25 protein-coding genes are annotated in these 25,027 nt (G+C 75.1%); 10 read left to right on the forward strand and 15 right to left on the reverse strand.

All coding sequences use genetic code 11. The annotated features are described in order from the left end of the window. Nucleotides 1-32: 32 nt before the first annotated feature. The 4 genes from KPL59_RS26575 to KPL59_RS26590 all read right to left on the reverse strand — a co-directional run bounded on the left by KPL59_RS26575 (nt 33) and on the right by KPL59_RS26590 (nt 3,321). Nucleotides 33-506 (reverse strand): thioesterase family protein, encoded by a 474-nt coding sequence (locus tag KPL59_RS26575; protein WP_226362389.1) that lies wholly within the window; start codon nt 504-506, stop codon nt 33-35. Next, entirely contained in the window at nt 499-1,449 is a 951-nt protein-coding gene (locus KPL59_RS26580; protein ID WP_226362826.1) for a 3-hydroxyacyl-CoA dehydrogenase NAD-binding domain-containing protein, read from the reverse strand. The genes KPL59_RS26575 and KPL59_RS26580 overlap by 8 nt, the downstream gene beginning before the upstream one ends. A 61-nt stretch (nt 1,450-1,510) precedes the next feature. Continuing rightward, nucleotides 1,511-2,404, reverse strand: a complete 894-nt coding sequence (locus KPL59_RS26585) for a 3-keto-5-aminohexanoate cleavage protein (RefSeq protein WP_226362390.1) — start codon at nt 2,402-2,404, stop codon at nt 1,511-1,513. Then, nucleotides 2,401-3,321, reverse strand: a complete 921-nt coding sequence (locus KPL59_RS26590; RefSeq protein WP_226353639.1) for a TetR/AcrR family transcriptional regulator — start codon at nt 3,319-3,321, stop codon at nt 2,401-2,403. The genes KPL59_RS26585 and KPL59_RS26590 overlap by 4 nt, the downstream gene beginning before the upstream one ends. 207 nt (nt 3,322-3,528) lie before the next feature. Between KPL59_RS26590 and KPL59_RS26595 the strand changes: the two genes are divergently transcribed. Continuing rightward, nucleotides 3,529-5,010 (forward strand): mannitol dehydrogenase family protein, encoded by a 1,482-nt coding sequence (locus tag KPL59_RS26595; RefSeq protein WP_226362391.1) that lies wholly within the window; start codon nt 3,529-3,531, stop codon nt 5,008-5,010. 74 nt (nt 5,011-5,084) lie between these two features. Then, nucleotides 5,085-5,630 carry a dihydrofolate reductase family protein gene (locus tag KPL59_RS26600; RefSeq protein WP_226353638.1) on the forward strand — a complete coding sequence of 182 codons (546 nt, stop codon included), beginning with the start codon at nt 5,085-5,087 and terminating at the stop codon, nt 5,628-5,630. A gap of 13 nt (nt 5,631-5,643) precedes the next feature. On the opposite strand, the gene KPL59_RS26605 is transcribed toward KPL59_RS26600, so the two are convergent. The 3 genes from KPL59_RS26605 to pgm all read right to left on the reverse strand — a co-directional run bounded on the left by KPL59_RS26605 (nt 5,644) and on the right by pgm (nt 8,819). Next, complete coding sequence (locus KPL59_RS26605; protein ID WP_158071490.1) at nt 5,644-6,255, reverse strand: TetR/AcrR family transcriptional regulator; 612 nt, start codon at nt 6,253-6,255, stop codon at nt 5,644-5,646. 159 nt (nt 6,256-6,414) lie between these two features. Continuing rightward, the gene (ppgK, locus tag KPL59_RS26610) at nt 6,415-7,164 is read right to left on the reverse strand and encodes a polyphosphate--glucose phosphotransferase (protein ID WP_226362392.1); all 750 of its coding nucleotides are present in this window, start codon (nt 7,162-7,164) and stop codon (nt 6,415-6,417) included. Beyond that, complete coding sequence (gene pgm, locus KPL59_RS26615; protein ID WP_226362393.1) at nt 7,161-8,819, reverse strand: phosphoglucomutase (alpha-D-glucose-1,6-bisphosphate-dependent); 1,659 nt, start codon at nt 8,817-8,819, stop codon at nt 7,161-7,163. The genes ppgK and pgm overlap by 4 nt, the downstream gene beginning before the upstream one ends. Before the next feature lie 54 nt (nt 8,820-8,873). Here pgm and KPL59_RS26620 point away from each other — a divergent pair, with 54 nt between their 5' ends. Next, nucleotides 8,874-9,755, forward strand: coding sequence for an ABC transporter substrate-binding protein (locus KPL59_RS26620; protein ID WP_226362394.1), 882 nt, complete (start codon nt 8,874-8,876; stop codon nt 9,753-9,755). 7 nt (nt 9,756-9,762) lie between these two features. Here KPL59_RS26620 and KPL59_RS26625 read toward each other — a convergent pair whose 3' ends face one another. Further along, nucleotides 9,763-10,842: an AbrB family transcriptional regulator gene (locus KPL59_RS26625; RefSeq protein ID WP_226362395.1), complete on the reverse strand. Its 1,080-nt coding sequence runs from the start codon at nt 10,840-10,842 to the stop codon at nt 9,763-9,765. Between the two features lie 144 nt (nt 10,843-10,986). Here KPL59_RS26625 and KPL59_RS26630 point away from each other — a divergent pair, with 144 nt between their 5' ends. Continuing rightward, nucleotides 10,987-12,705 carry a class I adenylate-forming enzyme family protein gene (locus tag KPL59_RS26630; RefSeq protein WP_226362396.1) on the forward strand — a complete coding sequence of 573 codons (1,719 nt, stop codon included), beginning with the start codon at nt 10,987-10,989 and terminating at the stop codon, nt 12,703-12,705. Here KPL59_RS26630 and KPL59_RS26635 read toward each other — a convergent pair. The 4 genes from KPL59_RS26635 to KPL59_RS26650 all read right to left on the reverse strand — a co-directional run bounded on the left by KPL59_RS26635 (nt 12,689) and on the right by KPL59_RS26650 (nt 15,667). Next, the gene (locus tag KPL59_RS26635; RefSeq protein ID WP_226362397.1) at nt 12,689-13,489 is read right to left on the reverse strand and encodes an LLM class flavin-dependent oxidoreductase; all 801 of its coding nucleotides are present in this window, start codon (nt 13,487-13,489) and stop codon (nt 12,689-12,691) included. The two genes, KPL59_RS26630 and KPL59_RS26635, sit on opposite strands and share 17 nt — an antisense overlap. Nucleotides 13,490-13,529: 40 nt before the next feature. Then, a complete protein-coding gene (locus tag KPL59_RS26640; protein ID WP_226362398.1) occupies nt 13,530-13,997 on the reverse strand; it encodes a nitroreductase/quinone reductase family protein in 468 nt (155 codons plus the stop codon). A 108-nt stretch (nt 13,998-14,105) separates the two neighbouring features. Beyond that, nucleotides 14,106-15,122, reverse strand: a complete 1,017-nt coding sequence (locus tag KPL59_RS26645) for a hypothetical protein (RefSeq protein WP_226362399.1) — start codon at nt 15,120-15,122, stop codon at nt 14,106-14,108. A gap of 11 nt (nt 15,123-15,133) precedes the next feature. After that, the gene (locus tag KPL59_RS26650) at nt 15,134-15,667 is read right to left on the reverse strand and encodes a YbhB/YbcL family Raf kinase inhibitor-like protein (protein ID WP_226362400.1); all 534 of its coding nucleotides are present in this window, start codon (nt 15,665-15,667) and stop codon (nt 15,134-15,136) included. A 104-nt stretch (nt 15,668-15,771) separates the two neighbouring features. On the opposite strand from KPL59_RS26650, the gene KPL59_RS26655 reads away from it, so the two are divergent. From KPL59_RS26655 to KPL59_RS26675, 5 genes are read left to right on the forward strand one after another with little or no spacing between them, the layout of a single operon-like run. Continuing rightward, nucleotides 15,772-17,361, forward strand: a complete 1,590-nt coding sequence (locus KPL59_RS26655) for a Na+/H+ antiporter (RefSeq protein ID WP_226362827.1) — start codon at nt 15,772-15,774, stop codon at nt 17,359-17,361. Nucleotides 17,362-17,399: 38 nt separating this feature from the next. Further along, on the forward strand, nt 17,400-18,506 hold the full coding sequence (locus KPL59_RS26660) for a cytochrome P450 (protein WP_226362401.1): 1,107 nt from the start codon (nt 17,400-17,402) through the stop codon (nt 18,504-18,506). Between the two features lie 46 nt (nt 18,507-18,552). Continuing rightward, nucleotides 18,553-19,581: an iron ABC transporter permease gene (locus KPL59_RS26665; RefSeq protein WP_226362402.1), complete on the forward strand. Its 1,029-nt coding sequence runs from the start codon at nt 18,553-18,555 to the stop codon at nt 19,579-19,581. After that, complete coding sequence (locus tag KPL59_RS26670) at nt 19,578-20,345, forward strand: ABC transporter ATP-binding protein (RefSeq protein ID WP_226362403.1); 768 nt, start codon at nt 19,578-19,580, stop codon at nt 20,343-20,345. Before KPL59_RS26665 ends, KPL59_RS26670 begins: the two co-directional genes overlap by 4 nt. After that, a complete protein-coding gene (locus KPL59_RS26675) occupies nt 20,342-21,406 on the forward strand; it encodes an ABC transporter substrate-binding protein (RefSeq protein WP_226352521.1) in 1,065 nt (354 codons plus the stop codon). Before KPL59_RS26670 ends, KPL59_RS26675 begins: the two co-directional genes overlap by 4 nt. Nucleotides 21,407-21,472: 66 nt before the next feature. Here the strand turns inward: KPL59_RS26675 and KPL59_RS26680 are convergent, their stop codons facing one another. The 3 genes from KPL59_RS26680 to KPL59_RS26690 all read right to left on the reverse strand — a co-directional run bounded on the left by KPL59_RS26680 (nt 21,473) and on the right by KPL59_RS26690 (nt 24,098). Beyond that, nucleotides 21,473-22,234: an SDR family NAD(P)-dependent oxidoreductase gene (locus KPL59_RS26680; protein WP_226352522.1), complete on the reverse strand. Its 762-nt coding sequence runs from the start codon at nt 22,232-22,234 to the stop codon at nt 21,473-21,475. A 19-nt stretch (nt 22,235-22,253) separates the two neighbouring features. After that, nucleotides 22,254-23,072, reverse strand: coding sequence for an iron-siderophore ABC transporter substrate-binding protein (locus tag KPL59_RS26685; protein ID WP_374111670.1), 819 nt, complete (start codon nt 23,070-23,072; stop codon nt 22,254-22,256). A gap of 267 nt (nt 23,073-23,339) precedes the next feature. Next, on the reverse strand, nt 23,340-24,098 hold the full coding sequence (locus KPL59_RS26690) for a class I SAM-dependent methyltransferase (RefSeq protein ID WP_226352524.1): 759 nt from the start codon (nt 24,096-24,098) through the stop codon (nt 23,340-23,342). Between the two features lie 166 nt (nt 24,099-24,264). Between KPL59_RS26690 and fabG the strand changes: the two genes are divergently transcribed. Continuing rightward, nucleotides 24,265-25,023, forward strand: a complete 759-nt coding sequence (fabG, locus tag KPL59_RS26695; RefSeq protein ID WP_020623147.1) for a 3-oxoacyl-ACP reductase FabG — start codon at nt 24,265-24,267, stop codon at nt 25,021-25,023. The last annotated feature ends 4 nt before the right edge of the window (nt 25,024-25,027 follow it).

The following is a 25,027-nucleotide window of genomic DNA, read 5'->3' on the forward strand; positions in this document are numbered from 1 at the left end:
CCGGTCGCGCCGGGGCCGCGGTCTCGGGCCCATCACGTCGAGGGGCGGTGCACCTCCTCCCGGCCGATGGCCGCGATCGACCGGCCCGCGTGCTCCGGCTCGCCGGGTGTGACGAGCGAGTCGAGAGCGGCCGCGACGTCGTCGGGGAACGGTGCGGTCCCGCCGGGGCCGACGTGCAGGCACATCAGCTCCTCGGTCGCCCGCAGTCGCCCGTCCACGTGCAGCTCGTGCCACAGCCGCAGCCGCTTCGCGTCCCGGCCCAGCACTCGGGTGCGGACCTCCAGCGCGGCGTCCGGGCCGATCTCGCGCAGGTACCGGACGTGCCCCTCGACCGTGTACAGCGAGCAGCCGGTGGCCTCGCGGTACCCGGAGTCCATGCCGGTCCGGTCCATCAGTGCGGTCGTCGCGTCACCGAACACGAGCACGTAGTACGGCTCGGGCAGGTGGCCGTTGTAGTCGATCCACTCCGGACGGACGGTGTCGGTGTGGCGCAGCTGCTCAGGCACCGGCTCCTCCGGCGGCGCGGGCCGCGGCCACCGCGCGCCGGACGGCGATGACCGCGCGGTCGCGCTCGGCGACGAGCTCGGCCATCGGTCGCCCACCCGCGGAGACCTCGGCGCCGGCGACCATGTCGTCGCGCAGCTCCCGGGTGAGCTCCGGGGCCTCCAGGCGTGTCCACGGCGCCTTCAGCGACGGTCTGAAGTGGTCCAGCATGTGCGCCATCCCGCCCCGGCCCCCGGCCAGGTGGAAGGTCAGGCAGGGCCCGTGCACCGGCCAGCGCAGCCCCGGGCCGTCGGTGATCGAGCGGTCGATCTCCTCGGGGGTGGCCTCGCCCGCGGCGACCATGTGCAGCGCCTCGCGCCAGATCGCCTCCTGCAGGCGGTTCGCGATGAAGCCGGGCAGCTCCCGTTCCATCTCGATCACCGACTTGCCGATGTGCCGGTAGAAGTCCGCGGCCCGCGACGCCGCCCAGGCCGCGGTCCGCTCCCCGCCGACGACCTCGACCAGCGGGATCAGGTAGGGCGGGTTGAACGGGTGCCCGACGACGAGCCGGTCCGGGTGCGCCGCGGTCGTCGCCATGTCGGTCATCGGGAACCCCGAGGTCGACGACGCCACCACCACGTCCGGACCGGCCGCCACCGCGGCGTCGGCCAGCTCGGCCAGCAGGGAGCGCTTGAGCGTCAGGTCCTCCGGGGCGCTCTCCTGCACGAAGTCCGCGCCCGCGACGGCCTCGGCCGCGGTCGGGAACATCGTCAGCGCGTCCTGGTCGGCGCCCTCGGCCAGCCCCAGCTCGGTGAGCGCCGGCCAGGCGGCGTCGACCACGCGGCGCAGCGTCTCCTCGGCGTCCGGGGCGGGGTCCCAGGCCCGGACCCGCAGCCCGCGGGCCAGGAAGTACGCCGCCCAGCCCGCGCCGATCACCCCGGCGCCGATGCAGGCGACGGTCCGGATCGCGGAGACGGGCCGGAGGTCGGGCTCGGACTCGGTGATGGACACGGACTCGGTCTCGGGCTCAGACACCGGCGCGCTCCTTCAGGCCGAGGATCGCGCGGGCGCGGTCCGGCGTCGCGACGCTCGCGCCGAGGTTCTGCACGATCTCCACCGCGCGCTCGGTCAGCTGCTCGTTGGTCGCCTTCACCCCGCGGGAGAGGTAGAGGTTGTCCTCCAGCCCGACGCGGGCGTGCCCGCCGGCCAGCACCGACTGCGCCACCCACGGCAGCTGGTCGCGCCCGATCGCGAACGACGCGAAGTTGGCGCCCTCGGGCAGCAGGTTCACCTCCGCCGCCAGCACACCCGGGTCGGCCGGGGCGCCGTAGGGGATGCCCATGCACAGCTGGAACAGCGCCGGGGCGTCGATCAGACCCTCATCGACCAGGACGGTGGCGAACCACAGCTGTCCGGTGTCGAAGATCTCCAGCTCGGGCTTCACCCCGAGCTCCTGCACCCGCCTGGCCCCGGTGCGCAGCATGTCCGGGGTGGAGACGTAGAGCTGGTTGCCCTCCCCGAAGTTCAGCGAGCCGCAGTCCAGCGTGCAGATGTCGGGCAGCAGCTCCTCGACGTGCGGGAGCCGCTCCAGGGCGTTGACGAGGTCCGTGCCGTCGATCGGCTTGAGCGGGTCGTCGGCGTCGATCACCAGGTCGCCGCCCATGCCTGCGGTCAGGTTCAGCACGACGTCGACGCCGGAGTCCCGGATGCGGGTCACTGTCTCGCGGTAGAGCTCCACCGCCCGCGACGGGCTCCCGGTCTCCGGGTCGCGCACGTGGATGTGCACCACGGCGGCCCCGGCCCGGGCCGCGGCGATCGCGTCCGCGGCGATCGCGGCCGGGGTGACGGGCACGTGCGGGCTGCGGCCCACCGTGTCGCCGGCCCCGGTCACCGCGCAGGTGATGATGACGTCATGGTTCATCCGATCTCCGTTCGTTCCGTGCCTGCCGGCGCCGCGAGCACGGCCCGGTCGATGAAGTCGTGCAGCAGGGCGCGCATCCGGTCGGTCCCGGCCCGCGGGGTCATCGCCAGCACCTGGATGCCGAGCCCGTCGATCAGCGCGGTGAGCTGGTCGGCCAGGGCCTCGGTGCGGCCGGACACGAACACCCCGGCCGCGGCGCCCTCGGCGATCGTCATGGCGATGCTGCGGTACCAGCGGTCGTAGGCGTCCCAGTACAGCGCGCGCCGGGCCGGGTCGATCGCCGACTCCGCCCACACCTGGATCCAGATCGACCACTCGCGGCGCAGCAGGGCGCCGTCGGGGAGCTGCAGGTCGATCAGCCGCAGCAGCCGCTCGTGCGGGTGGGCGATCGTGTCGAGCTCGGCGACCTGGCGGTCGAAGGCGAGGCGCACGTTGTGCCGCAGCGCGGAGTCGAGCAGCTCCGAGCGGGTGGGGAAGTGGTAGTGGATCGCCGCCGGGCTGGTCCCCGCCGCCCGCGCGACGTCGGCGGTGCGGACCCGGTGGTAGCCGTGGTCGGCGATCAGCTCCCAGGCCGCGTCGAGGATCCGGCCACGGGTGCCGTGGGCCCCGCCGGGCTCGCGTCCGGTGTCGGGCTCGGCCGCCGCGGCGGCGGCACCGGTGGGGACCGCGGTCCTGGCCCGGGCGCCGTCGCGGCCGTGCAGCAGCCGCGCGACCGTCTCACCGGTGACCTCGGCGATGCGGACGAGCTCGTCGGCGGCGAAGCGGCGACGCCCGGCGAGGGACTTCGACAGCTTGGTCTCCTCCAGCCCGATCGCGGCCGCGAACCGGCGCTGGGTCCAGCCGTCGCGCTCCAGCAGGGCGCGCACCCGTCCGGCCACCGCGTCCTCGGCGGTCCGGGTGGCACGGGGGGCGGTCACCGGGCGACCGTAGGCCCTGACTTGCGATATGCGCAAGTACTGATCTCTGATCGTCGCAGCGTACGACGTTGTTTCGTAGGCGTTACCGGTTGTAGGACCAGTTCGCGGGGCTTCTCGCGGAAGCGCTTGCGCGGCACGGTGCGAGCGGTAGGGTCGGCGTCTCACCCGACGGCGCCGTGGGGCGCGGGGGACGTGGCAAGGGGGACCATGCGTTCGCTGGACGAGACCGGGATCTGGGCCGACGGGATCGAGGGCGTGGAGGTCCCCGGCTACGACCGGGCCGCCGTGGGGCGCGGGATCGTCCACATCGGCGTCGGTGGGTTCCACCGCGCGCACCTCGCGATGTACGTCGACGCGTTGCTCGCGTCCGGCGGGGCGCCGGAGTGGGGGATCTGCGGGGTCGGCGTGCTCGCCGCCGACGACCGGATGCGTGACGTGCTGGCCGCCCAGGACGGGCTGTACACGCTCGTGCTGAAGGAGGCCGACGGGACGCTGACGCCCCGGGTGGTCGGGTCGCTGGTCGACTACCTCTACGCCCCCGACGACCCCGAGGCCGTCATCGAGCGGATCGCCCACCCCGACACCCGGATCGTCTCGCTGACGATCACCGAGGGCGGCTACGCGATCGACCAGAAGACCGGCGAGTTCGACCCGGACTTCCCCGGCATCCGCGCCGACCTGGACGCGATGGCCGCCGGCTCCGCCCCGACCGGGGCGTTCGGGCTGGTCGTCGAGGCGCTGGCGCGTCGCCGGGAGCGCGGCACCGGCCCGCTCACGGTCATGAGCTGCGACAACATGCAGGGCAACGGCGACGTCGCCCGCCGGGTGTTCACCGGTGTCGCGCAGCTCCGCGACGCCGGGCTGGGCGCCTGGGTCGCGGAGTCGGTCACCTTCCCGAACTCGATGGTCGACCGGATCACCCCGGCCACCGCCGACACCGACCGCGAGGCCCTCGCCGAGCGCTTCGGGCTGCGCGACGGCTGGCCGGTCGTGTGTGAGCCGTTCACCCAGTGGGTGCTCGAGGACCACTTCGCCGCGGGCCGCCCGGAGTTCGAGCGGGTCGGGGTCCAGCTCGTCGACGACGTCGTCCCCTACGAGTTCATGAAGCTGCGCCTGCTCAACGCCACCCACCAGGCGCTCGGCTACCTCGGCTACCTCGCCGGGCACCGCTACGTGCACGAGGTCGCCCAGGACCCGACGTTCGCGGCGTTCCTGCGGTCCTACATGGACGACGAGGCCACCCCGACGCTACGCCCGGTGCCCGGCATCGACCTCGACGCCTACAAGGACACCCTGCTGGAACGCTTCGCGAACCCGGGTGTCGCCGACACGCTGATGCGGATCAACTACGGCAGCTCCGACCGGATCTCGATCTTCCTGTTGCCGGTGGTGCGCGAGCAGCTGGCCGCGGGCGGGCCGGTCGCGCGGGCGGCGGCCGTCGTCGCCGGGTGGTGCCGCTACGCCGAGGGCACCGACGAGCAGGGCCGCGAGATCCCCCAGCAGGACCGTCTCGCCGAGGAGATGACCGCGCTGGCCCGCGCCGAACGGGAGACCCCGGGGTCGTTCCTGTCCCACCGCGGGGTGTTCGGCGGCCTCGGCTCCGACGAGCGGTTCGCGGGCGCGTTCCGGACCGCGCTGGAGTCGCTGTGGTCACGCGGCGCGGCGTCCACCGTCGCGGACCTGGCCTGAGCCGAGCCGATGAGATCCGGGCCGGGCCGCGGTCCTACCTCCGTCACCTCCGTACCGGACCTCGGGAGACCACGGTGGGCACCATCGACGTGCACGAGTTCATCAGCCTCGACGGGGTCGTGTCCGACCCGTCGTGGACGGCCGAGTACGGCTTCCCCGACGCGATGGGGGAGGCGATCGGCCGGCTGACCGACGCGGCGATCCTGCTCGGCCGCACCACCTACGAGATGTTCCACCCGTCCTGGTCGGCCCGCGGCCACGACGTCGAGTCCGGCGGGGCGTTCTTCAACGGCGCGCCCAAGCACGTCGTCACCTCGACCCTGGCCGACCCGCTGGAGTGGGAGAACTCACGGGTGCTCGGCCCGTACGACCCGGTGCGGATCCAGCAGCTCAAGGACGCGACCGACGGCGGCATCTACGTCTCCGGCAGCGTCACCCTGGTCCGTGCGCTGCTCGCCGACGGCCTGGTCGACACGCTCAACCTGTTCGTCTACCCGGTGTCGCTCGGGGCCGGGCTGCGGCTGTTCGCCGAGGGCGTCCGGGTGCCGTTGCGGCTGCGCGAGTCGGAGGGCTACGAGAACGGCGTGGTCCGGCTGACCTACGGGCCGCCGGCGGCCTGAGCCGGGGGCGCGTTCAGTCCGGCAGCGCCGCGAAGGACTCCCGGGCGGCCGCCAGCACGTCGCCGTAGACCTGGCGGGCCGCCGGACCCTCCGGGGCGGCCAGCCAGCCGGCGACGGCGACCTGCATGATCGCCATCGCGGCGGCCGCGGCGAGCCGGTGGGCCGTGGTGGGGGTGTCGGTGCCGTCGCGCTCGGCGAGCGCGTCGGCGACGGTCTGCTCCACGGTCCGTCCGACGTGGGCGATCCGTGGGCGCAGCTCGGGGTGGGTGCGCAGCAGCTCCATCTGGCCGTGCCAGGTCGGGCTGGTCGTCAGCGCCTCGGCGACCTCGGCGAGCACCGCCGTCGCGGCCCCGAGCGGGGACGACTCGGGCCGGGCGCGGACCTCGGTGGCGAGCTCGGCGAGGGAGGCGGCGTCCCAGTCGAACAGCACCGCGTCCTTCGACGGGAAGTGGTTGAAGAACGTGCGCGGCGCGACGTCGACGTCGGCGCAGATCTCCTCCACGGTGAACGCGTCCGGGCCCTGGGTGCGGGCGCGTTCCAGTGCCGCGGCGCGCAGCGCCTGGCGGGTCCGCACCTTCTTGCGCTCCCGCAGCCCGTGGCAGCGTGCCTCCTGGTCGGTCAGCATGTCGCCGATCATGCCCGTCCCGCCTCTCCCGCTGGTCCCGGCGCGCGGCTCGCACCCTCGACCCGAGCGGGGAGTGCAGTCGTGCAGTCACTGCAGTGTGCTCGCAGGATCGTGAGCACCGCAAACTACTGCACGACGAGATCCGGCACCGGACGAGGGTCAGCCGTGCGCCAGCAGCGCTGCCCCGATGATCCCGGCCTCGTTGAGCAGCCCGGCCGGGACGAGCTTGGTGCGGGTCCGCACGTAGGGCGACCACTTCTCGAACTTCTTGCTGACCCCGCCGCCGACGACGATCAGGTCCGGCCACAGCAGGTTCTCGACGTGGGTGAAGTAGCGCTGCAGCCGCCCGCCCCACTGCTCCCAGTCCAGGTCCTCGCGCTCGCGGGCGGAGTCGGCGGCGCGCGACTCGGCGTCGAACCCGTCGAGCTCCAGGTGCCCGAGTTCGGTGTTGGGCACCAGCTTCCCGTGGTTGACCAGCGCCGACCCGATGCCGGTCCCGAGGGTCACGACGAGCACCAGCCCGTGGTGGTGGTCGGCGGCCGCGCCGAACTCGGCCTCGGCGACGCCCGCGGCGTCGGCGTCGTTGACCAGCACCGCGTGCCGGCCGGTGACCCGGCGCAGCACCGCGGCCGCGTCGCAGTCGACCCAGGCCCGGTCCACGTTGGCCGCGGTGCGGGTCACCCCGTGCGTGACGACCGCCGGGAACGTGCAGCCGAAGGAGTGACGCCAGTCGAACTCGTCGAGGATCTGCGTGACGGTCTCCGCGACCGCCTCCGGTGTCGACGGCTGCGGCGTCGGGATCCGCGCCCGCTCCGCGGCCAGCCGGCCCTTGTGCAGGTCCACCGGGGCGCCCTTGATGCCGGAGCCGCCGATGTCGATGCCGAACCCGAGTGCGTGCTTGCTGCTCACGCGCCCGATCCTGCCAGGGCCGCCGAGACGACGCCGCGCGCCTCGTCCTGGATGCGTGCCAGGTGCTCCGGCCCGCGGAAGCTCTCGGCGTAGACCTTGTAGACGTCCTCGGTGCCCGAGGGGCGGGCGGCGAACCAGCCGGTGTCGGTGAGGACCTTCAGCCCGCCGATCGCGGCGTCGTTGCCCGGGGCGCGGGTGAGCTTCGCGGTGATCGCGTCCCCGGCGAGCTCGGTGGCGGTGACGGCGCCGGCGTCCAGCTTCGACAGCGCCGCCTTGTCCTCCCGCGAGCAGGCGACGTCGGTGCGGGCGTAGGCGGGGGCGCCGAACCGCTCGGTCAGCCGGGCGTAGTGCTCGCTGGGGGTCGAGCCGGTGACCGCGGTGATCTCCGAGGCGAGCAGGGCGAGCAGCAGGCCGTCCTTGTCGGTGCTCCAGGGCGAGCCGTCCCGGCGCAGGAACGACGCGCCCGCGCTCTCCTCGCCGCCGAAGCCGATCTCGCCCGAGCGCAGGCCGGGCACGAACCACTTGAACCCGACGGGCACCTCGACCAGCGTCCGGCCGAGGTCACCGGCGACCCGGTCGATCATCGACGAGCTGACCGCGGTCTTGCCGATCCCGGCGGCGGCGGGCCAGCCGGGGCGGTGGGCGAACAGGTAGCCGATGGCCACGGCGAGGTAGTGGTTGGGGTTCATCAGGCCGCCGTCGGCGGTGACGATGCCGTGCCGGTCGGCGTCGGCGTCGTTGCCGGTGGCGATGGTGAAGGGAGCCGGATCGGATTCCATCCGGGCCCGCAGCGACGCCATCGCGTACGGCGAGCTGCAGTCCATCCGGATCTTCCCGTCCCAGTCCAGGGTCATGAACCCGAACGTCGGGTCGACGGCCGGGTTGACCACGGTCAGGTCCAGGCCCCAGCGCTGCGCGATCGCGCCCCAGTAGTCGACCGAGGCGCCGCCGAGCGGGTCGGCGCCGATGGTGACCCCGGCGTCGCGGATCGCGGCCATGTCGAGGACCTGGTCGAGCTGGTCGACGTAGGTGCCGAGGTAGTCGTAGCGGTGCGCGGCCGCGGCGTCGAACCGGGCGGCGCGGCGCACCTCCTTCAGGCCGTTCTCCAGCAGTTGGTTGGCCCGGTCGGCGATCCAGGTCGTCGCCTCGGTGCCCGCGGGGCCGCCGTCGGGCGGGTTGTACTTGAAGCCGCCGTCGGCGGGCGGGTTGTGCGAGGGCGTGACGACGACGCCGTCGGCCAGGTGCCGGCCGTCGCGCCCGGCATTGGTGACCAGGATCGCGTGCGAGATCGCGGGGGTCGGGGTCAGCCCGTCCCGGGAGTCGACGACGACGTCGACGTCGTTGGCCGCGAACACCTCGGCCGCGGTGCGCCAGGCCGGCTCGGACAGCGCGTGGCTGTCGCGGCCGAGGAACAGCGGGCCGTCGGTGCCCTGGGCGGCCCGGTACTCGACGATCGCCTGACTGGTGGCGGCGATGTGGTCGTCGTTGAAGGTCGCGGTGAACGCCGACCCGCGGTGCCCGGACGTGCCGAACGCGACCCGCTGCACGTCGACCGACGGGTCGGGGTGGGTCGTGGCGTACGCGGCCAGCAGCGCGTCGACGTCGACGAGGTCCTCGGGGCGGGCCGGGGTCCCGGCGCGCTCGTGCACGGTCATGCGGCGATCCTTCCCTCTCGTCGCGGCGCACGCCACCGCCTACCGTTGCGCGGTGTGCGGATCGCGTCGCTGCTCCCGGCCGGCACCGAGATCGCCGGGCGGCTCGGCCTGGCCGCCGACCTGGTCGGCGTCACCTTCGAGTGCGACGACCCGGCGGGGGTGCGGGACCGGGTGCCGGTGGTCGTGGACACCGCGCTGCCGCCCGCCGCGTCGCCGGGGGAGATCGACGCCGTCGTCCGCGAGCGGGCCGTGGCCGGGCTGCCGCTGTACGAGGTGGACCGCGCCCGCCTCGCCGCCGCCGACCCGGAGCTGATCCTCACCCAGGACCTGTGCGCGGTGTGCGCGCTGCCCGGCTCGACCGTCGCGCAGGTGCAGGCCGAGCTGGGTACCCGGGCCCGGGTGCTGTCGCTGGACCCGCACCGGCTGGCCGACGTGCTCGACGTGGTGACCGCGGTCGGCACCGCGGCCGGGGTGCCGGACCGGGCCGGCGAGCTGGTCGCGGGCCTGTCGGCGCGCCTGGACGCGGTGGCCGCCGCGGTGCGGGGCCGCCCGGCGCCGCGGGTGCTGGTGCTGGAGTGGACCGACCCGCCGTTCCTGCCGGGGCACTGGGTGCCCGACCTGGTCACCGCGGCGGGCGGTGTCCCGGTGGCCGCCGCCCCGGGTGGGCGCAGCACCGCGGTCGACCGGGCCGACCTGCCCCCGTGCGACGCCGTGCTGGTCGCGCCCTGCGGGTTCGGGCTCGACGACGCGCTCGCCCAGGCCCGCGCGGCGCTGCCGTGGCTTCCCGCCGGGGTCCCGGTGCACGCGATCGACTCGGCGTCCTACGTCGTGCGGGCCGGTCCGCGCCTGGTCGACGGGGTGGAGGCGGTCGCGGCCGTGCTGCACCCCGGTGCGGTCCCGGCGCCGCCGCCGGGACGGGTCGCGCGGGTCCGCTGAGCGGGCCTCACTCCCCGGTGCCGGGGCCCAGGCGCCGCCCGACCATCCGCGCGGTCCACGGTGCGACGAGCAGCATCAGGATCACCCGCAGCACCTGCACCGCGACCACCGAGGTGACGTCCACGCCGGACGAGATCGCCGTCGCCAGCACCGCGTAGATCCCGCCGGGGGTGGTCGCGAGGTATCCCTCCAGCGGGGTCATGCCGGTGAGGTGCGACAGCAGCAGCCCCAGCAGGGCGCACAGCGCGACGACGCCCAGGATCAGGGCGGTCGCCAGCGGCAGCACCCGCGCGACGGTGCCGAGCGCGGCCCGGGTGAAGCGCAGCCCGGCCTGCCAGCCGATGACGGCGTAGGCGACGTCGACGATCGGGAGCGGCACCGACGCGTCGAGGGAGAACCCGGCCAGGCTGATCACCAGCGCCACCACCATCGGCCCGAGCAGCGCCCCGGCAGGGACCCGCGCGACCTTCCCCAGCGGGACGCCGACGCCCACGCACACCGCGGTCACCGCGAGCCCGACCCACCACGGCGCGCCGGGGCCCGTGCCCGCGGCGGCCGGGGCACCGGGCGAGGCGCCGTAGACGAACGCGGCGACCACCGGCATCGTCGCGGTGACCAGACCGACCCGCAGGTACTGGATGACGGCGACGGTGCGCTCGTCGCCGCCGAGCTCGCGGCTGATCGCGACCAGCCCGGACGCACCGCCCGCGGTCTGCGCGAGCATCCCGGTGAGCGGGGTGACCCCGCGCTGCAGCCCCATGAGCAGCCCGGACCCCATGCTGAGCAGCAGCGTCGCGAGGCTGATCAGCAGCACCGGCAGCCATTCCGCGGCCACCGCTGCCAGGGTGTCCGGTCGGGCGAGCAGGCCGATGACGACACCGATCACCGCCTGGGCGGCTGACGTCGCCGGGCGGGCGACCCGGGTGGGGCCGAGCCCGGACAGCGCGAGCACGGTCGCGACCAGCAGCCCGGCGAACAGGGCGGGAGACGGCACGTCGACCGTGGCGAGCCCGGCGGTCACCAGCACGGTGAGGGCGGCGAGCAACGGCCAGCGCCACCATCCGGACAGCGACGGGCGGGAACTCACCGTGGGATCACGACCCGAGCCTAAATGGTACGGACGTACTGGGGCGCGGTGAGTCCGGACACGATCGTTGTCGTGAGCGAACGATCACCGCTTCCGTCGGAGCGGCCGCCGGGGTAGGACGGACGGGCACGAGGAGGTGCGCCGATGGGAGACACCCCGAGGAACGACACCCGAGCGGCGACGACGGGACTCGGCCCGGTGATCGCGGCGCTGACCGCACCCGGCGGGGAGTTCGAGCTGGTCGACGCCGAGGTGCGGGGCGTCGCGATGCGGGTCTACCGGCGTGGCCCGCACACCCTGGCCGAGGTGTGGGCGGCGACGGCGGCCTGGCCGGAGCGCACCTTCACCGTGTACCAGGGTGAGCGGCGCACCTACGGCGAGCACCGGAGCCTGGTCGCCGACCTGGCCGGCGTACTCACCGGGCGGTTCGGGCTGCGCCCCGGTGACCGGGTCGCGATCGCGATGCGCAACCTGCCGGAGTGGCCGGTGGTCTTCTTCGCCGCGCAGGTCGCGGGCCTGGTCGTCGTGCCGCTGAACGCCTGGTGGAGCGCGCCCGAGCTGGCATGGGCGGTGGCCGACTCCGGTGCCCGGGTGGTCGTGGCCGACCCGGAGCGGTGCGCCGCCCTGTGCGGCAGCGGCACCGATGGCAGCGCTCGCGGCCTCGGGGTGCCCGTCGTGCGGGTCCGCGGTGGCGGGGCGCCCGCGCCCGGCCCGGTGGTCGAGTGGGAGGACCTCGGGCTGCGCACCGACGGTCCCGGTGACCCGGTCGGCCACAGCGCGCCCGGCCCCGACGACGACGCGACGATCCTCTACACCTCCGGCACCACCGGCCGCCCGAAGGGCGCGGTCGGCACCCACCGCAACCACGTGACGAACCTGCTCAACGTCGCGCTGACCGCCCGGGCGACCGCGCTCGACGCCGGGACGGAACCGCCGCCGGGGCAGCAGGGGACGCTGCTCATGTACCCGATGTTCCACATCGCCGGGATCAACGGCCTCGTCGGCGCCGTGCTCGGCGGGGCGAAGCTCGCGACCCTGCACCGCTGGGACCCTGCCGCGGCGCGGGCGGTCGTCCGGGCCGAGCGGCTGACCCGCTCCAACGGTGTCCCGTCGACGACGGCGGAGCTGCTCGACGGCGCCGACCCCGCCGACCTCGCCTCGCTGCGGACGGTCGGCATGGGCGGGGCACCCGTGCCGCCGGAGCTCGTCGCCCGGATCGGACGCGACCTCGGCGCCGGTGCGGCGAACGGCTACGGCCTGACCGAGACGACCTCGGCGATCTGCGCGAACACCGGGCCCGAGTACCGGGCCCGCCCCGACTCGGTCGGCCGGCCCGCGCCGGGGGCCGAGCTGCGGGTCGTGGGCCCGGCCGGGGAGGCGCTGGGCGACGGCGAGGTCGTCGAGCTGTGGTTCCGCGGCCCGAACGTGGTCCGCGGCTACTGGAACCGGCCCGACGCCGATGCCGAGGCGTTCGTCGACGGCTGGTTCCGCACCGGCGACCTGGGGCACGTGACCGACGGCTGGGTGTACGTCGTGGACCGGTGCAAGGACGTCGTGCTGCGCGGTGGGGAGAACGTGTACTCCGCGCAGGTGGAGGCGGCGATCCACACCGTCGACGGGGTGCTGGAGGTGGCGGTGCTCGGGATGCCGCACCCGCGGCTGGGCGAGGAGGTCGCCGCGCTGGTCCGGGCCCGCCCTGGGGCGGCTCGCAACGACGACGCCGTCCGCGCCGCCGTCGCCGCGCGGGTGGGGGAGTTCGCCGCGCCCGCGCACGTGCGGTGGACCGACGAGCCGCTGCCCAGGACCGCGACGGGGAAGATCCGCAAGCGCGAGCTGCGGGCGGGCTTCACCGCTCCGAGGTGAGGGTCCTGCGGGCCGCGGACGCGGCGTCCAGCCAGGGTCGCGGGTCCGGGGCGTCGGTCGGCGGGACCAGGACGACGGTGTCCAGCCCGGCCGCGGCGTAGGTCGTGACGATCGTCTCGACCGCCCGCCGCCGCTCCGGGAGTGCGGGACCCTCCGGCAGCGCGACGTAGCCGATGCGCCGGAAGCCGTCCGCCGCGCCGCCCGGCCCGCACGACCCGAGCGAGGACCGGACCTCCTCGGGGGTCAGACCCGAGTCGAGCAGGACCCCGTCGGCGAGGTCCCCGGCCAGCCGCAGGGTGCGCGGCCCGCGCCCGCCGACCAGGACCGGCGCCGCGGTCGTCGGCGGGTGGTCCAGCCGGACCCGGTCCAGACGGACGTAGCGCCCGGAGCGGGTGACCTCGCGCCCGGCGAGCAGGTCCCGCACCGCGGTCGTGTGCTCGGCGAGCAGGGTCAGCGGCGAGGTGACCCGATTGCCGACCTGGCCCATCCAGTCGAGCACGCCGTGCCCGAGGACCGGCAGGTACCGGCCGGGGAACAGCCGGGCGAGCGAGGCGATCTCCATGGCGACGACCGCCGGGTTCCGCAGCGGCACCGGGAACAGCCCGACGCCGACGGTCAGGGCCTCGGTGCGGGCCAGCGCGACGGCGGCGGTGGCGGTCCCGCCGTGCAGGAAGCAGTCCTCCCACAGCCACAGCTGGTCCAGCCCCGCGGCCTCGACGTCACGGGCGGCGCCCGGCAGCTCCTCGGGGGGCAGCTCGGGCCGGAAGACGATGCCGATGTCCATACCGGTCACCGTGCCACGCGCGGCCGCCGGCGTCGTAGGACTACCGGGCCGGGTCGATGCGGAACACCGGGCAGATGCCGGTCAGCGCACCGAGCGCCTCGGGCGTCGGCTCGGTGACGATCCCGTTCTCCATCATGATCGCGACGCCGTCCGGGGTGACCTCCGGCCACGCCTCGAGGACGGTGCGCGCCTGTTCCGGCGGCACTTCCACCAGCACGACGGGCTCCGGCTCGGCGTCGTGCCCGGTGCTCAGCGTGGCGTGCCCGCCCGCGGCCCGGACGTTGACGATCCAGTCCGCGCCCGGGAACCCGCCGACGACGAACCGCTCCCCGCCGGTCGCGTACACCGTCAGCGGGGTGTGCCGCGGCCGGCCGCTGCGCCGGCCGGGGACGGTCAGGACGGGCAGCTCGAACGGCAGGTCGCCGCGGTCGCGCCGGGCGAGCAGGTCGTCGTTGTGGTCCTTGATCTGCTGGGGGGCACGGATGTGACGGCGGGGATCGTCGGACACGGGAGCTCCTCGTTGTCGGATCCGGGCCAGGATGCCACGGGTCCGCGGACGGGTGGCGGCACCGCTCGCCGCCGTGCCCGGTGGCGGCCGGGCAGGGACGGGTCCTCCTCAGTCCGACCGCAGCCCGTCCAGGATCTCCTCGGCGCGGGCCAGGTCCTCCCCGGCCCGGTCGGCCCGGGCCGCCGCGTCCCGGGCGGCGCGCTCGGCCTCGTCCCGGGCGCGGTCGGCGTCCTCGGCGGCGGACCGGGCGCGGGCCAGCTCGGCGGTCAGCTCCGCGACGCGGCGGTGCGCGTCGTCGCGGCGCCCCGCGGCCAGCGCGGCGCGGTCGCGGGTGTCCTCGCGTTCCCGGTCGGCGTCGTGGGCGGCCAGCCGGGCGGTCTCGACGGCCTTCTCGGCCTCGGCGACCGCCCGCGCGTGCCGTTGCGCCGCGCGCCGCTCCTGCTCCTCGGCGGCCCGGCGCTCGGCCTCCCGGCGCCGGGCCTCGCGCCGGCGCCGGGACAGCTCCCCGTCGCCGTCCGGTCGGGATGCGCCGGTGTCCGGGGGAGCCCCGGTGCCTGGTGCAGGCTCGGCGTCGCGGTCCGTCGAGGTGGGCGGTGACGAGGTGTGCGGCGGCGAGGTCCGCGGCGCAGGTGGCCCGGAGTCCGGCTCCGCGAGCGGGCCGAAGCCGCTGTGTCGCTCGTAGCGCTCCAGCCGTCCCGACCGCACGCGGTCGGCCAGCTCCGGGTCGGCCAGCGCCGACTCCAGGACCCACCGCACGTCGCGTTCCAGGCCGGGGTCCACCCGGGCCCCCGCGGCGCGGCCGAGGGCCGCGGCCCGCCGGGCCAGCGCACCGACCAGCCGGGTGCGCTGCGCCGACACCTCCCGCAGGGCCGCGCCGTCGAGCGAGCGCTGGGCGTCGGCGAGCACCGGGGCCAGCGCCAGGAGCCCCTCGACCTCGTCGCGGGCGTCGTCGACCAGCAGGTTCGCCAGCCACGCGGCCCGGGTCGGCCGCCGGGCGGCGGCGATCGCCCGGGCGGAGTCGGTGTCGGCCTCGGCGCGGGCCCGGGCGACGGCGGCGGCGCGCGCGGCGACGAAGTCCTCCGGCGGGACCCGGTAGAGCAGGTCCAGCTCCGCGTCCGCGTCCACGCCGGCGGGCCTCAGCTCAGGTTCGCGTGCGTCCCGACCAGGACGGCACGGCCGACGGTGTGGCTGAACAGGGTGAAGGCGAGGAACGTGGGCGTCGCGGTGGCGGGCACGTCCAGCGTGGGCACGTCGACGGCGTGCACCACGAAGAAGTACCGGTGCGGGCCGTGCCCGGGCGGCGGGGCGGCGCCCAGGTAGCGGGCCAGGCTCGCGTCGTTGCGCAGCTGGACCGCGCCCTCGGGGAGGCCGGACCCGGTGTCGTCACCGGCGCCGGACGGCAGCGACGTCACCGACGCCGGCAGGTTGAACACCGCCCAGTGCCAGAACCCGGCGACGGTCGGGGCGTCCGGGTCGTAGCAGGTCACGGCGTAGGACCGGGTCCCCTCCGGCGCGCCGGACCAGGACAGCTGCGGCGAGACGTCCTCGCCGCCCGCGCCGAAGATCCCGGACAGCTGGGGGGTGGCGAGCGCGGTGCCGTCGGCCAGGTCGGTGCTGGTCAGGGTGAACGACGGGACCTGGGGCAGCTCGTCGTAGGGGTTGCGGGGCACGGGATGGACCTCCTCGGGTCGGTGGCGGGTGTCTCGCCGTGATCCTGGCACGGCGCGTCGGCTGCCGTCCGGCGGCGAGGAGGGCAGGGTGTCGGTCCGTGGAGATGCTGCTCGTGCTCGTCGGGATGATGGTGGCCGCGGTCGTCCTGGTCGGGGTGGGGGACCGGCTGCGGCTGCCCTGGCCCGCGCTGATGGTGGTGCTCGGCGTGGTCGTCGCGCTGCTGCCCGGCCTGCCCGACGCGTTCGTCATCGACCCCGAGCTGATCCTGCCGCTGTTCCTGCCGCCGCTGCTGTTCGCCACCGCGCAGCGCACGTCGTGGGCGGTGTTCCGGGCCCGGTGGCGGTCCATCGCGCTGCTCGCCGTCGCGCTGGTGCTGGTCACCGCGACGGTCGTGGCGGGCACGGTGTGGCTGCTGGTCCCGGGGATCGCGGTGACCGCGGCGATCGCGCTGGGCGCGATGGTGGCCCCGCCGGACCCGGTGGCGGTCGAGGCCGTCGCCGGGCAGGTCCCGATCCCGCGCCGGGTGGTGGCCGTGCTGCAGAGCGAGGGGCTGTTCAACGACGCGACAGCCCTGGTCGTGTTCCAGGCCGCGGTGCTCGCCACCGTCTCCGGCGGCGAGCTGAGCCCGCTGGGGCTGGGGCTGCGGTTCGTCCTCGGCGCGGCCGGGGCGGTGCTCATCGGTCTCGGGGTCGCCTGGCTGGCCCGACGGGTGCTCGGCCGGGTCACCGACGCCACCGGACGCAGCGCGCTCACCCTGGTCCTGCCCTTCGCCACCTACCTGGCGGCCGAGGAGCTCGGCGCGTCCGGGGTCATCGCGGTCGTCGTGCTGGCATTGCAGCTGCGGGCCGGGGCGGACGCCGACGAGGCGGCCGAGCGGCTCACCCAGTCCTCGCTGTGGAACGTCGTCGAGCTGCTGGTGACCGGGCTCGCGTTCGGCCTGATCGGGCTCGACCTGCGCCAGGTCGTGCTCGCCGCGGGCGACGAGCTGCCGACGATGCTCGCGCACGCGGCGGTCGTGTGCGTGGTCGTCGTCGCGGTGCGGGTGCTCTGGATGGTCGTCGCCTGGCGGGTGCTGGCCCGCGACGCCGACGGGGCCGCCGCGGCCGGCGCCGCCCCGCTCACCGGACGCGAGGCCGTGCTCCTGTCCTGGTGCGGCATGCGGGGCCTCGCGACGCTCGCCCTCGCGCTGTCGCTGCCGCTGCAGACCGCGACCGGGGCGCCGTTCCCCGCCCGCGACGAGCTCGTCCTCATCGCGGTGTCGGTGCTGTTCGTGACGCTGCTCGTGCCCGGCTTCACCCTGGGCATGCTGGTCCGCGCCCTCGACATCGACGACGAGGCCGACGCCGAGGAGCGGGCCGAACGCGAGATCGTGCTGCGGGCGCGCCGGGCCGCCGTCGCCACCCTGGAGTTCGAACGCACGGTCCGCGGCCTGCCCGAGGAGGTCGGCACCGCCATGCGGGAGCGCGTCGAACGGCTGGAGCGGGTGCTGTCGGGGCAGACGCCGTCGGAGGAGGAACGGTCCCGGATCGCGGCAGTGAAGAAGGCCCGCCGGGCGTTCGCCGAGGCGCAGGCCTCAGCGCTGGCGGCCGCCCGGACCGAGGTGCTGGCCGCGCGGCGCGAGCCCGGTGTCGACCCGCACGCCGTCGACCGGGTGCTGCGCCGCCTCGACCTGCGCACGGTGCTGCTCGACTGAGGACCGGAGGTGTCCGCGTCCGCGGGCACGATCGAGCCATGACGTGCCCGTTCACCGCCCGTACCCGCTCGCTGTCCGAACCGGACCCCGCGCCGACCGCAGGTCCGGTCGTGCGCACGACGCTCCCCGACGGGCCCACCGTGTGGGTGGTCACCGAGGAGGCGCTCGCCCGCCGGGTGCTCACCGACCCGCGGTTCGCCAAGGACCCCGCGCTCGCCCCGCCCGGCGTCACCGACCTCGAACCCCCGGCCGCCGAGCGGCTGTCGCTCACCACCGCCGACGGCGCCGGGCACGCCCGGCTGCGCCGCGCGCACGCCCCGCTGCTGTCGGCCCGCGCGCTCGCTCCGTACGCCGGACGGATCCGGTCCCTCGCCGCCGGCCTGCTCGACGGCCTCGGCCCCGGCGAGGTCGACCTCACCGAGGACGTCACCATCCGGTACCCGCTGGCCGTCGTGCTCGAGGTCGTCGGTGCCCCGCCGGGGCTCCTCGACGACGCCGTCGACGCCTGTCGCGCGATGTGGAGCCCCGACCCGGCCGTGGCCGGCGCCGCCTTCGGACGGCTGCAGGCCATCGGCACGGCCGCGGTCACCGACGGGACCGGCGACGGCGTCGCGGCCGGCCTGCGTGCGGCCCTGCCCGACCTCGACGACGCCCAGGTCGGCTACCTCGTGTTCGGCCTGGTGTTCGGCGGTCAGCTCACCACCGACGCCGCGCTCGGCTACGTCGTCGCCCACGCCTTGGACTCCGGGCTCGCCGGCCGCACCGCCGACGAGCTCGACGCGCTGGTCACCGAGGTGCTGCGGGTCCACCCGCCCGCCCCCTACTCGCTGTGGCGCTTCGCCCGCACCGCTCTCGACCTCGCCGGACGGGCGCTGCCCGCCGGGGCTCCGGTGCTCGTCGACATCCGGGGGATCGACGCCCGCCCGACCCAGGGACATCCGCTGACGTTCGGGCACGGCCCGCACTTCTGCGCCGGTGCGCACCTGGCCCGGCTGGAGCTGCGCACGATGCTGGAGGTGCTGCGCGACGACTTCCCCGACGCCCGGCCCACCCTTCCGGCCACCGGCCTCGTCGAGGTGCACCCCGGCGGGTCCGGCGGACCGCGGCTCGCCGGGCTACGGGTGCACCTGCGTCCCGCTCGGTGATCTTCCCCGCAGCCACCGAGCTGCCGCCACATGATGAACTGTGCAGGTGTGGGAACGACGGTCGGTGCGCTCCGCGACGGTGACGGTGGCCCTGGCCGCGCTGCTGGCGGTCGCGCTCCTGGGCTCGCTCGCCTTCGGCGCCGAGGTCCTCCCCGTCGCGAGGGTCGTCGACGCGGTGCTGCAGGACCGTCCCGGCCCGGTCTCGACGATCGTGTGGGACCTGCGGATGCCGCGCTCGCTGCTCGCCGCGATCGTCGGTGCGGGCCTCGCGCTCGCCGGCACCGGGGTGCAGACCCTGGTGCGCAACCCGCTCGCCGACCCCTACCTGCTCGGGGTGTCCTCCGGCGCGAGCGTCGGCGCCACGGCCGTCATCACCACCGGGGTGCTGGGTGCGCTCGGCACCTGGGCGCTGTTCACCGGGGCGCTGCTCGGAGCCCTCGTGGCCGGGGCTCTGGTCGGGGCGATCGCCGTCGCGCAGGGCGGGATCACCCCGATCCGGCTGATCCTCACCGGCACCGTGCTCGGCTCGGCGTTCTCGGCGACGGCGAGCTTCCTCGTGTTCCGCGCCGGCGACCCGGCGGCCGCCCAGTCCGTGCTGTTCTGGCTGCTGGGGAGCCTGTCCGGGGCGCAGTGGGACCGGGTCGCGGTGCCCGCGGTGACCGTCGGGCTGGTGCTCGTCCTGTTCCTGGCCTCCAGCGGCTGGCTCGACGCACTGAACGCCGGACCCGACACCGCGGCGGCGCTCGGCGTGCCGGTCACCGCCGCTCGGGCGGCGCTGTTCGCGGTCTGCGCGACCGCGGTCGGGGTGCTGGTCGCGGTCTCGGGCGCGGTGGGCTTCGTCGGGCTGGTCGTGCCGCACCTGGCCCGGCTGCTCGTCGGCTCCCGGCACCGGGTGCTGGTCCCGGTGTCCGCGCTGGCCGGGGCGCTGTTCCTGGTCGTCGTCGACGTCGCCGCCCGGATCGCGGTGCGGCCCACCGAGATGCCGCTGAGCGTGGTCACCGGGCTGATCGGCGCCCCGGTGTTCCTGGTCCTGATGGGGCGTCGCCGCTACCGGACCGCCGGGAGCACGGCATGAGCCTGCGTGCCGAGACCCTGTCCTGCGTGCTCGGCGGGCGCACCGTGCTGGCCGGGGTCGACCTCGCGGTCGAGCCCGGCGAGGTGCTCGGCGTCGTCGGGCCCAACGGCAGCGGCAAGTCCACCCTGCTGCGCGCCCTCGCCGGGATCCGCCGACCCGCCGCGGGCCGCTTGCTGCTCGACGGCACCCCGCTGACCGCAATGCGGGCCCGGCAGCGGGCTCGGCGGATCGCCTTCGTCGGCCAGGAGGAGGACCTCCCCGCGGACCTGTGCGTCGGGGAGGTCGTCGCGCTCGGCCTGGTCCCGCACCGGCCGCCGTGGTCGGGTGGCGACGCGGCCGAGCGGGCAGCGGTCACCGCCGCGCTGGCCGCGGTCCAGCTCGACGGCCTGGCCGACCGGCCGGTCGACCGGCTCTCCGGCGGGGAACGGCGCCGGGTGCTGCTCGCCCGCGGGCTCGCCCAGGACGCCGGGGTCCTGCTGCTCGACGAGCCCACCAACCACCTCGACGTCCGGCACGCGCTGGGCCTGCTGGAGCTGGTGCGCTCACTCGGCCGGACCGTCGTGGTGAGCCTGCACGACCTCGACCTCGCGGACCGCTGGTGCGACCGCCTCGTCGTGCTGCACGACGGCCGGGCCCTCCCGGCCGTGCCCGACCTCGACCCCGACACCGTCTCACGGGTCTTCGGGGTCGCCGCCGCCCGCGTCACGCACCCGGTGACCGGGCGGTCCCGCCTCCTGCTCGACCTACCCGGGGAGACTCCGTGACGCTCGTGCCCACCCGTCCACTGCGGCTGTCCGCCGTCCTCGCCGCGGCGGCGGTCGCCCTCGCAGCCTGCTCGGCCCCGGCCCCGGCACCGCCCGCCGCCGATGCCCCGGCCGGCACGGTCACCGTGACGAACTGCGGGACCCCGGCGTCGTTCCCGTCCCCGGCGCAGCGCATGTTCGTCAACGACGGCAACATGATCTCGATGGTCCTGGCGCTCGGCGCCCAGGACCGGGTCGCCGCGGTGTCGAGCATGCAGCGCGACGCCGAGACGCTGCGCCGCCACTACGGCGCCGCCGTCGACGGCCTGGCCCAGGCGGCGCCGCAGTACCCGACCCTGGAGACGGTCCTGGCCCGCGACCCCGACGTGATGGTCGCCGGCTGGAACTACGGCTACAGCGAGGAGAAGAACCTCACCCCGGCCCGGCTGCGCGAGCAGGGCATCGCCCCGTACGTGCTGACCGAGTCCTGCCGTCAGGCCGACGGGCAGCGCGCCCGCGGCATCGTCGACCCCTGGACGGCGCTGCGCGAGGACCTGCACAACCTCGGCACGATCACCGGGCACACCGCCGACGCCGACCGCGTCGTCGCCGACCTCGACGACCGGCTCGCCGCTCTGGGGAGGGCACCGAAGGCCGCGACCCCGCCGACGGTGTTCCTGTTCGACAGCGGCACCGAGTCGCCGTACTCCAGCGGCCGCTTCGGCGCCCCGCAGGCGATCATGGAAGCGGCCGGGGCGCGCAACGCGCTGTCCGACGTCGACGACACCTGGACCCAGGTCTCGTGGGAGCGGGTCGCGACGGCGCAGCCCGCCGCGTTCCTGTTCGTCGACTATCCGCCGCAGACCTTCGCCGAGAAGGTCGCGGTGCTCAAGAGCCGCCCCGACACCCGCGACCTGCCCGCGGTCCGGGAGAACCGCTTCCTGAACCTGCCCTACGCCCTGTGGACCTCGGGTCCGCTCAACGTCGACGCCGCCGAGCAGGTGCGGGCGGCGCTGGAGCGCTGGAACCTGGTGCCCGCCTCCGGCCTGACCCCGGCGTCCGACGACGTGCCCCGCAGCTGAGTGCGCAGGTCCCGGGGGTGCCGCGCGGCGCCCCCGGGACCTCCGATCCGATCCGGGCCGGTCGGGTCAGGTGATCGTCATGCCGCCGTCGACGGCCCAGGTCTGACCAGTGACGTAGCCACCGGCCGCCGAGGCGAGGAACAGCACGGCCGCCGTCAGCTCCTCCGGGTCGCCCTTGCGGCCCACCGGGATCCGCTCGGTCATCCGCTCCAGGTAGCCGTCCGGGTACTGCTCGGTCATCTCCGAGGCGAAGAAGCCGGGGGCGACCGCGTTGACCCGGATCCCGCGCCGCCCGGTCCACTGCTGGGCCAGGTCGCGGGTCAGGCCGACGATCGCCGCCTTGGACGCGGAGTAGGCCGCCTGCGGCAGCGACGCCGTGGTCAGGCCCAGGATCGAGGAGATGTTGACGATGCTCGACCCCGGCGCCATGTGCGCCGCGCAGGCCTGCGCCATCCAGTAGGAGCCGTTGAGGTTGACGTCGATGACCGAGGTGAACTGGTCGGGGGTCTCCTTCAGGGCCGGGACGGCGGTGCCGATCCCGGCGTTGTTCACCAGCACGTCGAGCCGACCGAACTCGTCGACGGCGGCCTGCGCCAGCGCCCGGCAGTCCTCGGGCTTCGCCACGTCGGTGGCGACGGCGACCGCGCGCCTACCCGTCGCCTCGACCAGTGCCACCGTGTCGGCCAGCTTGTCGACCCGTCGCGCGCCCAGCACGAGGTCCGCGCCGGCCTCGGCGAGGCCCTTCGCGAAGGCCACACCGAGGCCGGACGACGCACCGGTGACGACGGCGACCCGGCCGTCCAGTCGGAACCGCTCCATCACAGTCACGCAGGGACCCTAACCCGGATCAGTCGCGGAGCCTCTCGGCGAGCTGGGGGACGAGCCGCTCCAGGGCGAACGGGGCCGAGAGCACGCTGTTGTAGGTCATCGCGCCCCGGGTGTCGGCGTCGGGCACGACCATGTCGCCACGGGCGACGACCGGGACCTGCCGCAGGACCGGGTCGGAGTCGACCTGCTGCTTCGTGGCGCCCTCGTCGGCCAGCATCACCAGCACGTCGCCGTCGAGCAGGCCGGCCTGCTCGGAGGAGACCTCGACGTAGAAGCTCTTCCGGTCGTCGCGCTCGGCGATCGCCGGCGGCTGCGCGAAGCCGAGGCCGGTCATGAACTGCCCGCGTGCGTCGGCGGCGGTGAAGGCGCCGTACTTGCCGTCGAAGGGCAGCACCGTGGCGCCGACCTTGCCGCGGAACTCCGGGTGCGCAGCGACGGCGTCGGAGAACGCGGCGTCGGCGGTGCGGATCAGCTCCTCGCCGCGCGCGGTCTCACCCAGCGCGGTGGCGACGGCGCGCATCTGGTCGGTGCGGCTCACCCCGAACGCGATCGTGCCGGCGGGCCGCGCGACGACCGGCGCGATCGCGGTCAGCTGGTCGTAGGCGGCCTGGTCGATGCTCGAGGACAGCGCGATGATGACGTCCGGGCGCAGCGCGGCGATGCGCTCCAGGTTCGGCTCGGTCTCGGTGAGGAGCTGCGGTGCCTCACCCCGCACCAGGCCGCGAGCCCACGGCCCGAGCCCTCCGGTCTCCTCGTAGAAGGCGTAGCCGGCCAGCGCGACCGGGGTGACGCCGAGGGCGAGGACGGGGTCGGCGTCGGTGACGCCGAGGGCCACCACGCGCTGCGGGCGGGCGGGGATCTCCGCGGTGCCGAAGGCGTTGTCGATGCGGACGGGGAACGCGCCGTCGGAGCCGGACGGCGCGGCGGCCGGGCCCGGATCGGAGGCGCAGGCGGTGAGCAGGCCCGCGAGGGCCAGCAGGATGATCAGTCGTCGGAGCACGCCGGGACAATAGCCGAGGCTTACCTAACCCGGGATGTCCGGAAGGTCTCGCGGCCGCGCGTTCGCACCGGTCGACGCGGCGCGGACCGGTGCGAACGCGCCGGGTCAGTCGCGCGGGCGGCGCTTGCGGGCCACGACGGCCCGGTACAGCAACGGGTCACGGCTGGTCGCGAGCCGGTGCCGGTAGACGGTCGCGCCGAGCTCCTCGAGCTCGCCGGAGGCCAGCAGCGACGAGATGAGGCCGGCGAACCCGGAGGTGTCGCCGTCGGTCAGGAAGTCGTCCCGCAGGGTGATCGCGACGAAGCCGTCGTCGGCGACCATGTCGAACGCGGTGCGGAACGCAGCGGGTGGGATGTCACCGAAGCCGAGCGCGGCGACGCAGGTCAGGGCGTCGAAGCCGCCCGAGGAGATGTTCTCGACGGTCTCGTCGTCGAGGGCGGTGAGGTCGACGACGTGGTAGTCGTCGTAGACCCCGGGGCGGTCGCGTTCGGCGGCGTCGCGGGCCTCGGGGAGGATGTCGATCCCCACCACCTTCCCGACTCCGCGGGCGCGCAGCTCCTCGGCGACGATGCCGTTGCCGGCGCCGACGTCGAGCACGCGCAGCCCGGACGGGTCGACACCCACGGCGTCGAGCTGCTCGGCCAGGGCGCCCGCGACCACGGCCGGGGACTGGCACTGCAGGATGTCGTAGAACAGCTTCTCGTAGAGGCCGGGGATCTTGAACAGCTCGTCGTAGTCGTGGAAGCGGTACTCGGTCCACCCGTGTCCGAGGTCGATGACGCAGTACTCCGCGTCCTGCTCGAACGAGGTCGTGGGCTCCGGCAGAGCAAGCCGGTAGGACGGTTCGGAACGCTCGACGGCCATGAAAATCCTTCCTGGTCGGGAACGGACACCTCGACGCTAGTGCACCCGAGGCATCCGATCGGGGGTGAGCGACGTCGCACGGACCGCGATGTGACGCGGCGGTAGGGGGTGACACGATCGGCAGCGGGAGACACCCGGAGATCACCGTCGATCAGCGAGGAGAGACATGACCCAGCAGCAGAGGACCGCGATCGTCACCGGTGGGGCGCGCGGCATCGGGGCCGCCACCGCGATCCGGCTCGCCGCCGACGGACACAAGGTCGCGGTGCTGGACCTGGAGGAGTCGGCCGCGAAGGCGACCGTCGAGGCCATCGAGTCCGCGGGCGGGACCGCGGCCGCGTTCGGTGCGAACGTCGCCGACGAGCAGGCCGTCGCCGCCGCCGTCGACGCGGTCACCGAGCGCCTCGGCGCACCCACCGTGCTGATCAACAACGCCGGCATCACCAAGGACAACCTGCTGTTCAAGATGACCGTCGACGACTGGGACGCGGTCATGGGTGTGCACCTGCGCGGGGCCTTCCTGATGACCCGCGCGGTGCAGAAGCACATGGTCGACGCCGCCTGGGGCCGGGTCGTGAACCTGTCCTCGACCTCCGCGCTGGGCAACCGCGGCCAGGCGAACTACTCCGCGGCGAAGGCCGGCATGCAGGGCTTCACCAAGACCCTGGCGATCGAGCTCGGCAAGTTCGGCGTCACCGCGAACTGCATCGCCCCCGGCTTCATCGCCTCGGAGATGACCAAGGCGACCGCCGAGCGGATCGGCGTGGACTGGGAGGACTTCAAGGCCGCCCGGGCCAAGGAGATCCCGGTGCAGCGCCCCGGCGCGCCCGAGGACATCGCCCAGACCGTGTCGTTCTTCGTCGACGAGCGCTCGTCGTTCGTGAGCGGCCAGGTCATCTACGTGGCCGGTGGCCCGAAGGCCTGACCCG

Source organism: Pseudonocardia sp. ICBG1142, assembly GCF_020496255.1.
GTDB lineage: Bacteria > Actinomycetota > Actinomycetes > Mycobacteriales > Pseudonocardiaceae > Pseudonocardia.

Coding starts and splice junctions, on each gene's coding strand:
- KPL59_RS26655 (WP_226362827.1), top strand. CDS start 15,772: ATGCTGCTCGTGCTCGTCGGGATGATGGTGGCCGCGGTCGTCCTGGTC.
- KPL59_RS26605 (WP_158071490.1), bottom strand. CDS start 6,255: ATGCTGACCGACCAGGAGGCACGCTGCCACGGGCTGCGGGAGCGCAAG.
- fabG (WP_020623147.1), top strand. CDS start 24,265: ATGACCCAGCAGCAGAGGACCGCGATCGTCACCGGTGGGGCGCGCGGC.
- pgm (WP_226362393.1), bottom strand. CDS start 8,819: ATGACCGTGCACGAGCGCGCCGGGACCCCGGCCCGCCCCGAGGACCTC.
- KPL59_RS26635 (WP_226362397.1), bottom strand. CDS start 13,489: ATGGACATCGGCATCGTCTTCCGGCCCGAGCTGCCCCCCGAGGAGCTG.
- KPL59_RS26630 (WP_226362396.1), top strand. CDS start 10,987: ATGGGAGACACCCCGAGGAACGACACCCGAGCGGCGACGACGGGACTC.
- KPL59_RS26690 (WP_226352524.1), bottom strand. CDS start 24,098: ATGGCCGTCGAGCGTTCCGAACCGTCCTACCGGCTTGCTCTGCCGGAG.
- KPL59_RS26595 (WP_226362391.1), top strand. CDS start 3,529: ATGCGTTCGCTGGACGAGACCGGGATCTGGGCCGACGGGATCGAGGGC.
- KPL59_RS26660 (WP_226362401.1), top strand. CDS start 17,400: ATGACGTGCCCGTTCACCGCCCGTACCCGCTCGCTGTCCGAACCGGAC.
- KPL59_RS26585 (WP_226362390.1), bottom strand. CDS start 2,404: ATGAACCATGACGTCATCATCACCTGCGCGGTGACCGGGGCCGGCGAC.
- KPL59_RS26670 (WP_226362403.1), top strand. CDS start 19,578: ATGAGCCTGCGTGCCGAGACCCTGTCCTGCGTGCTCGGCGGGCGCACC.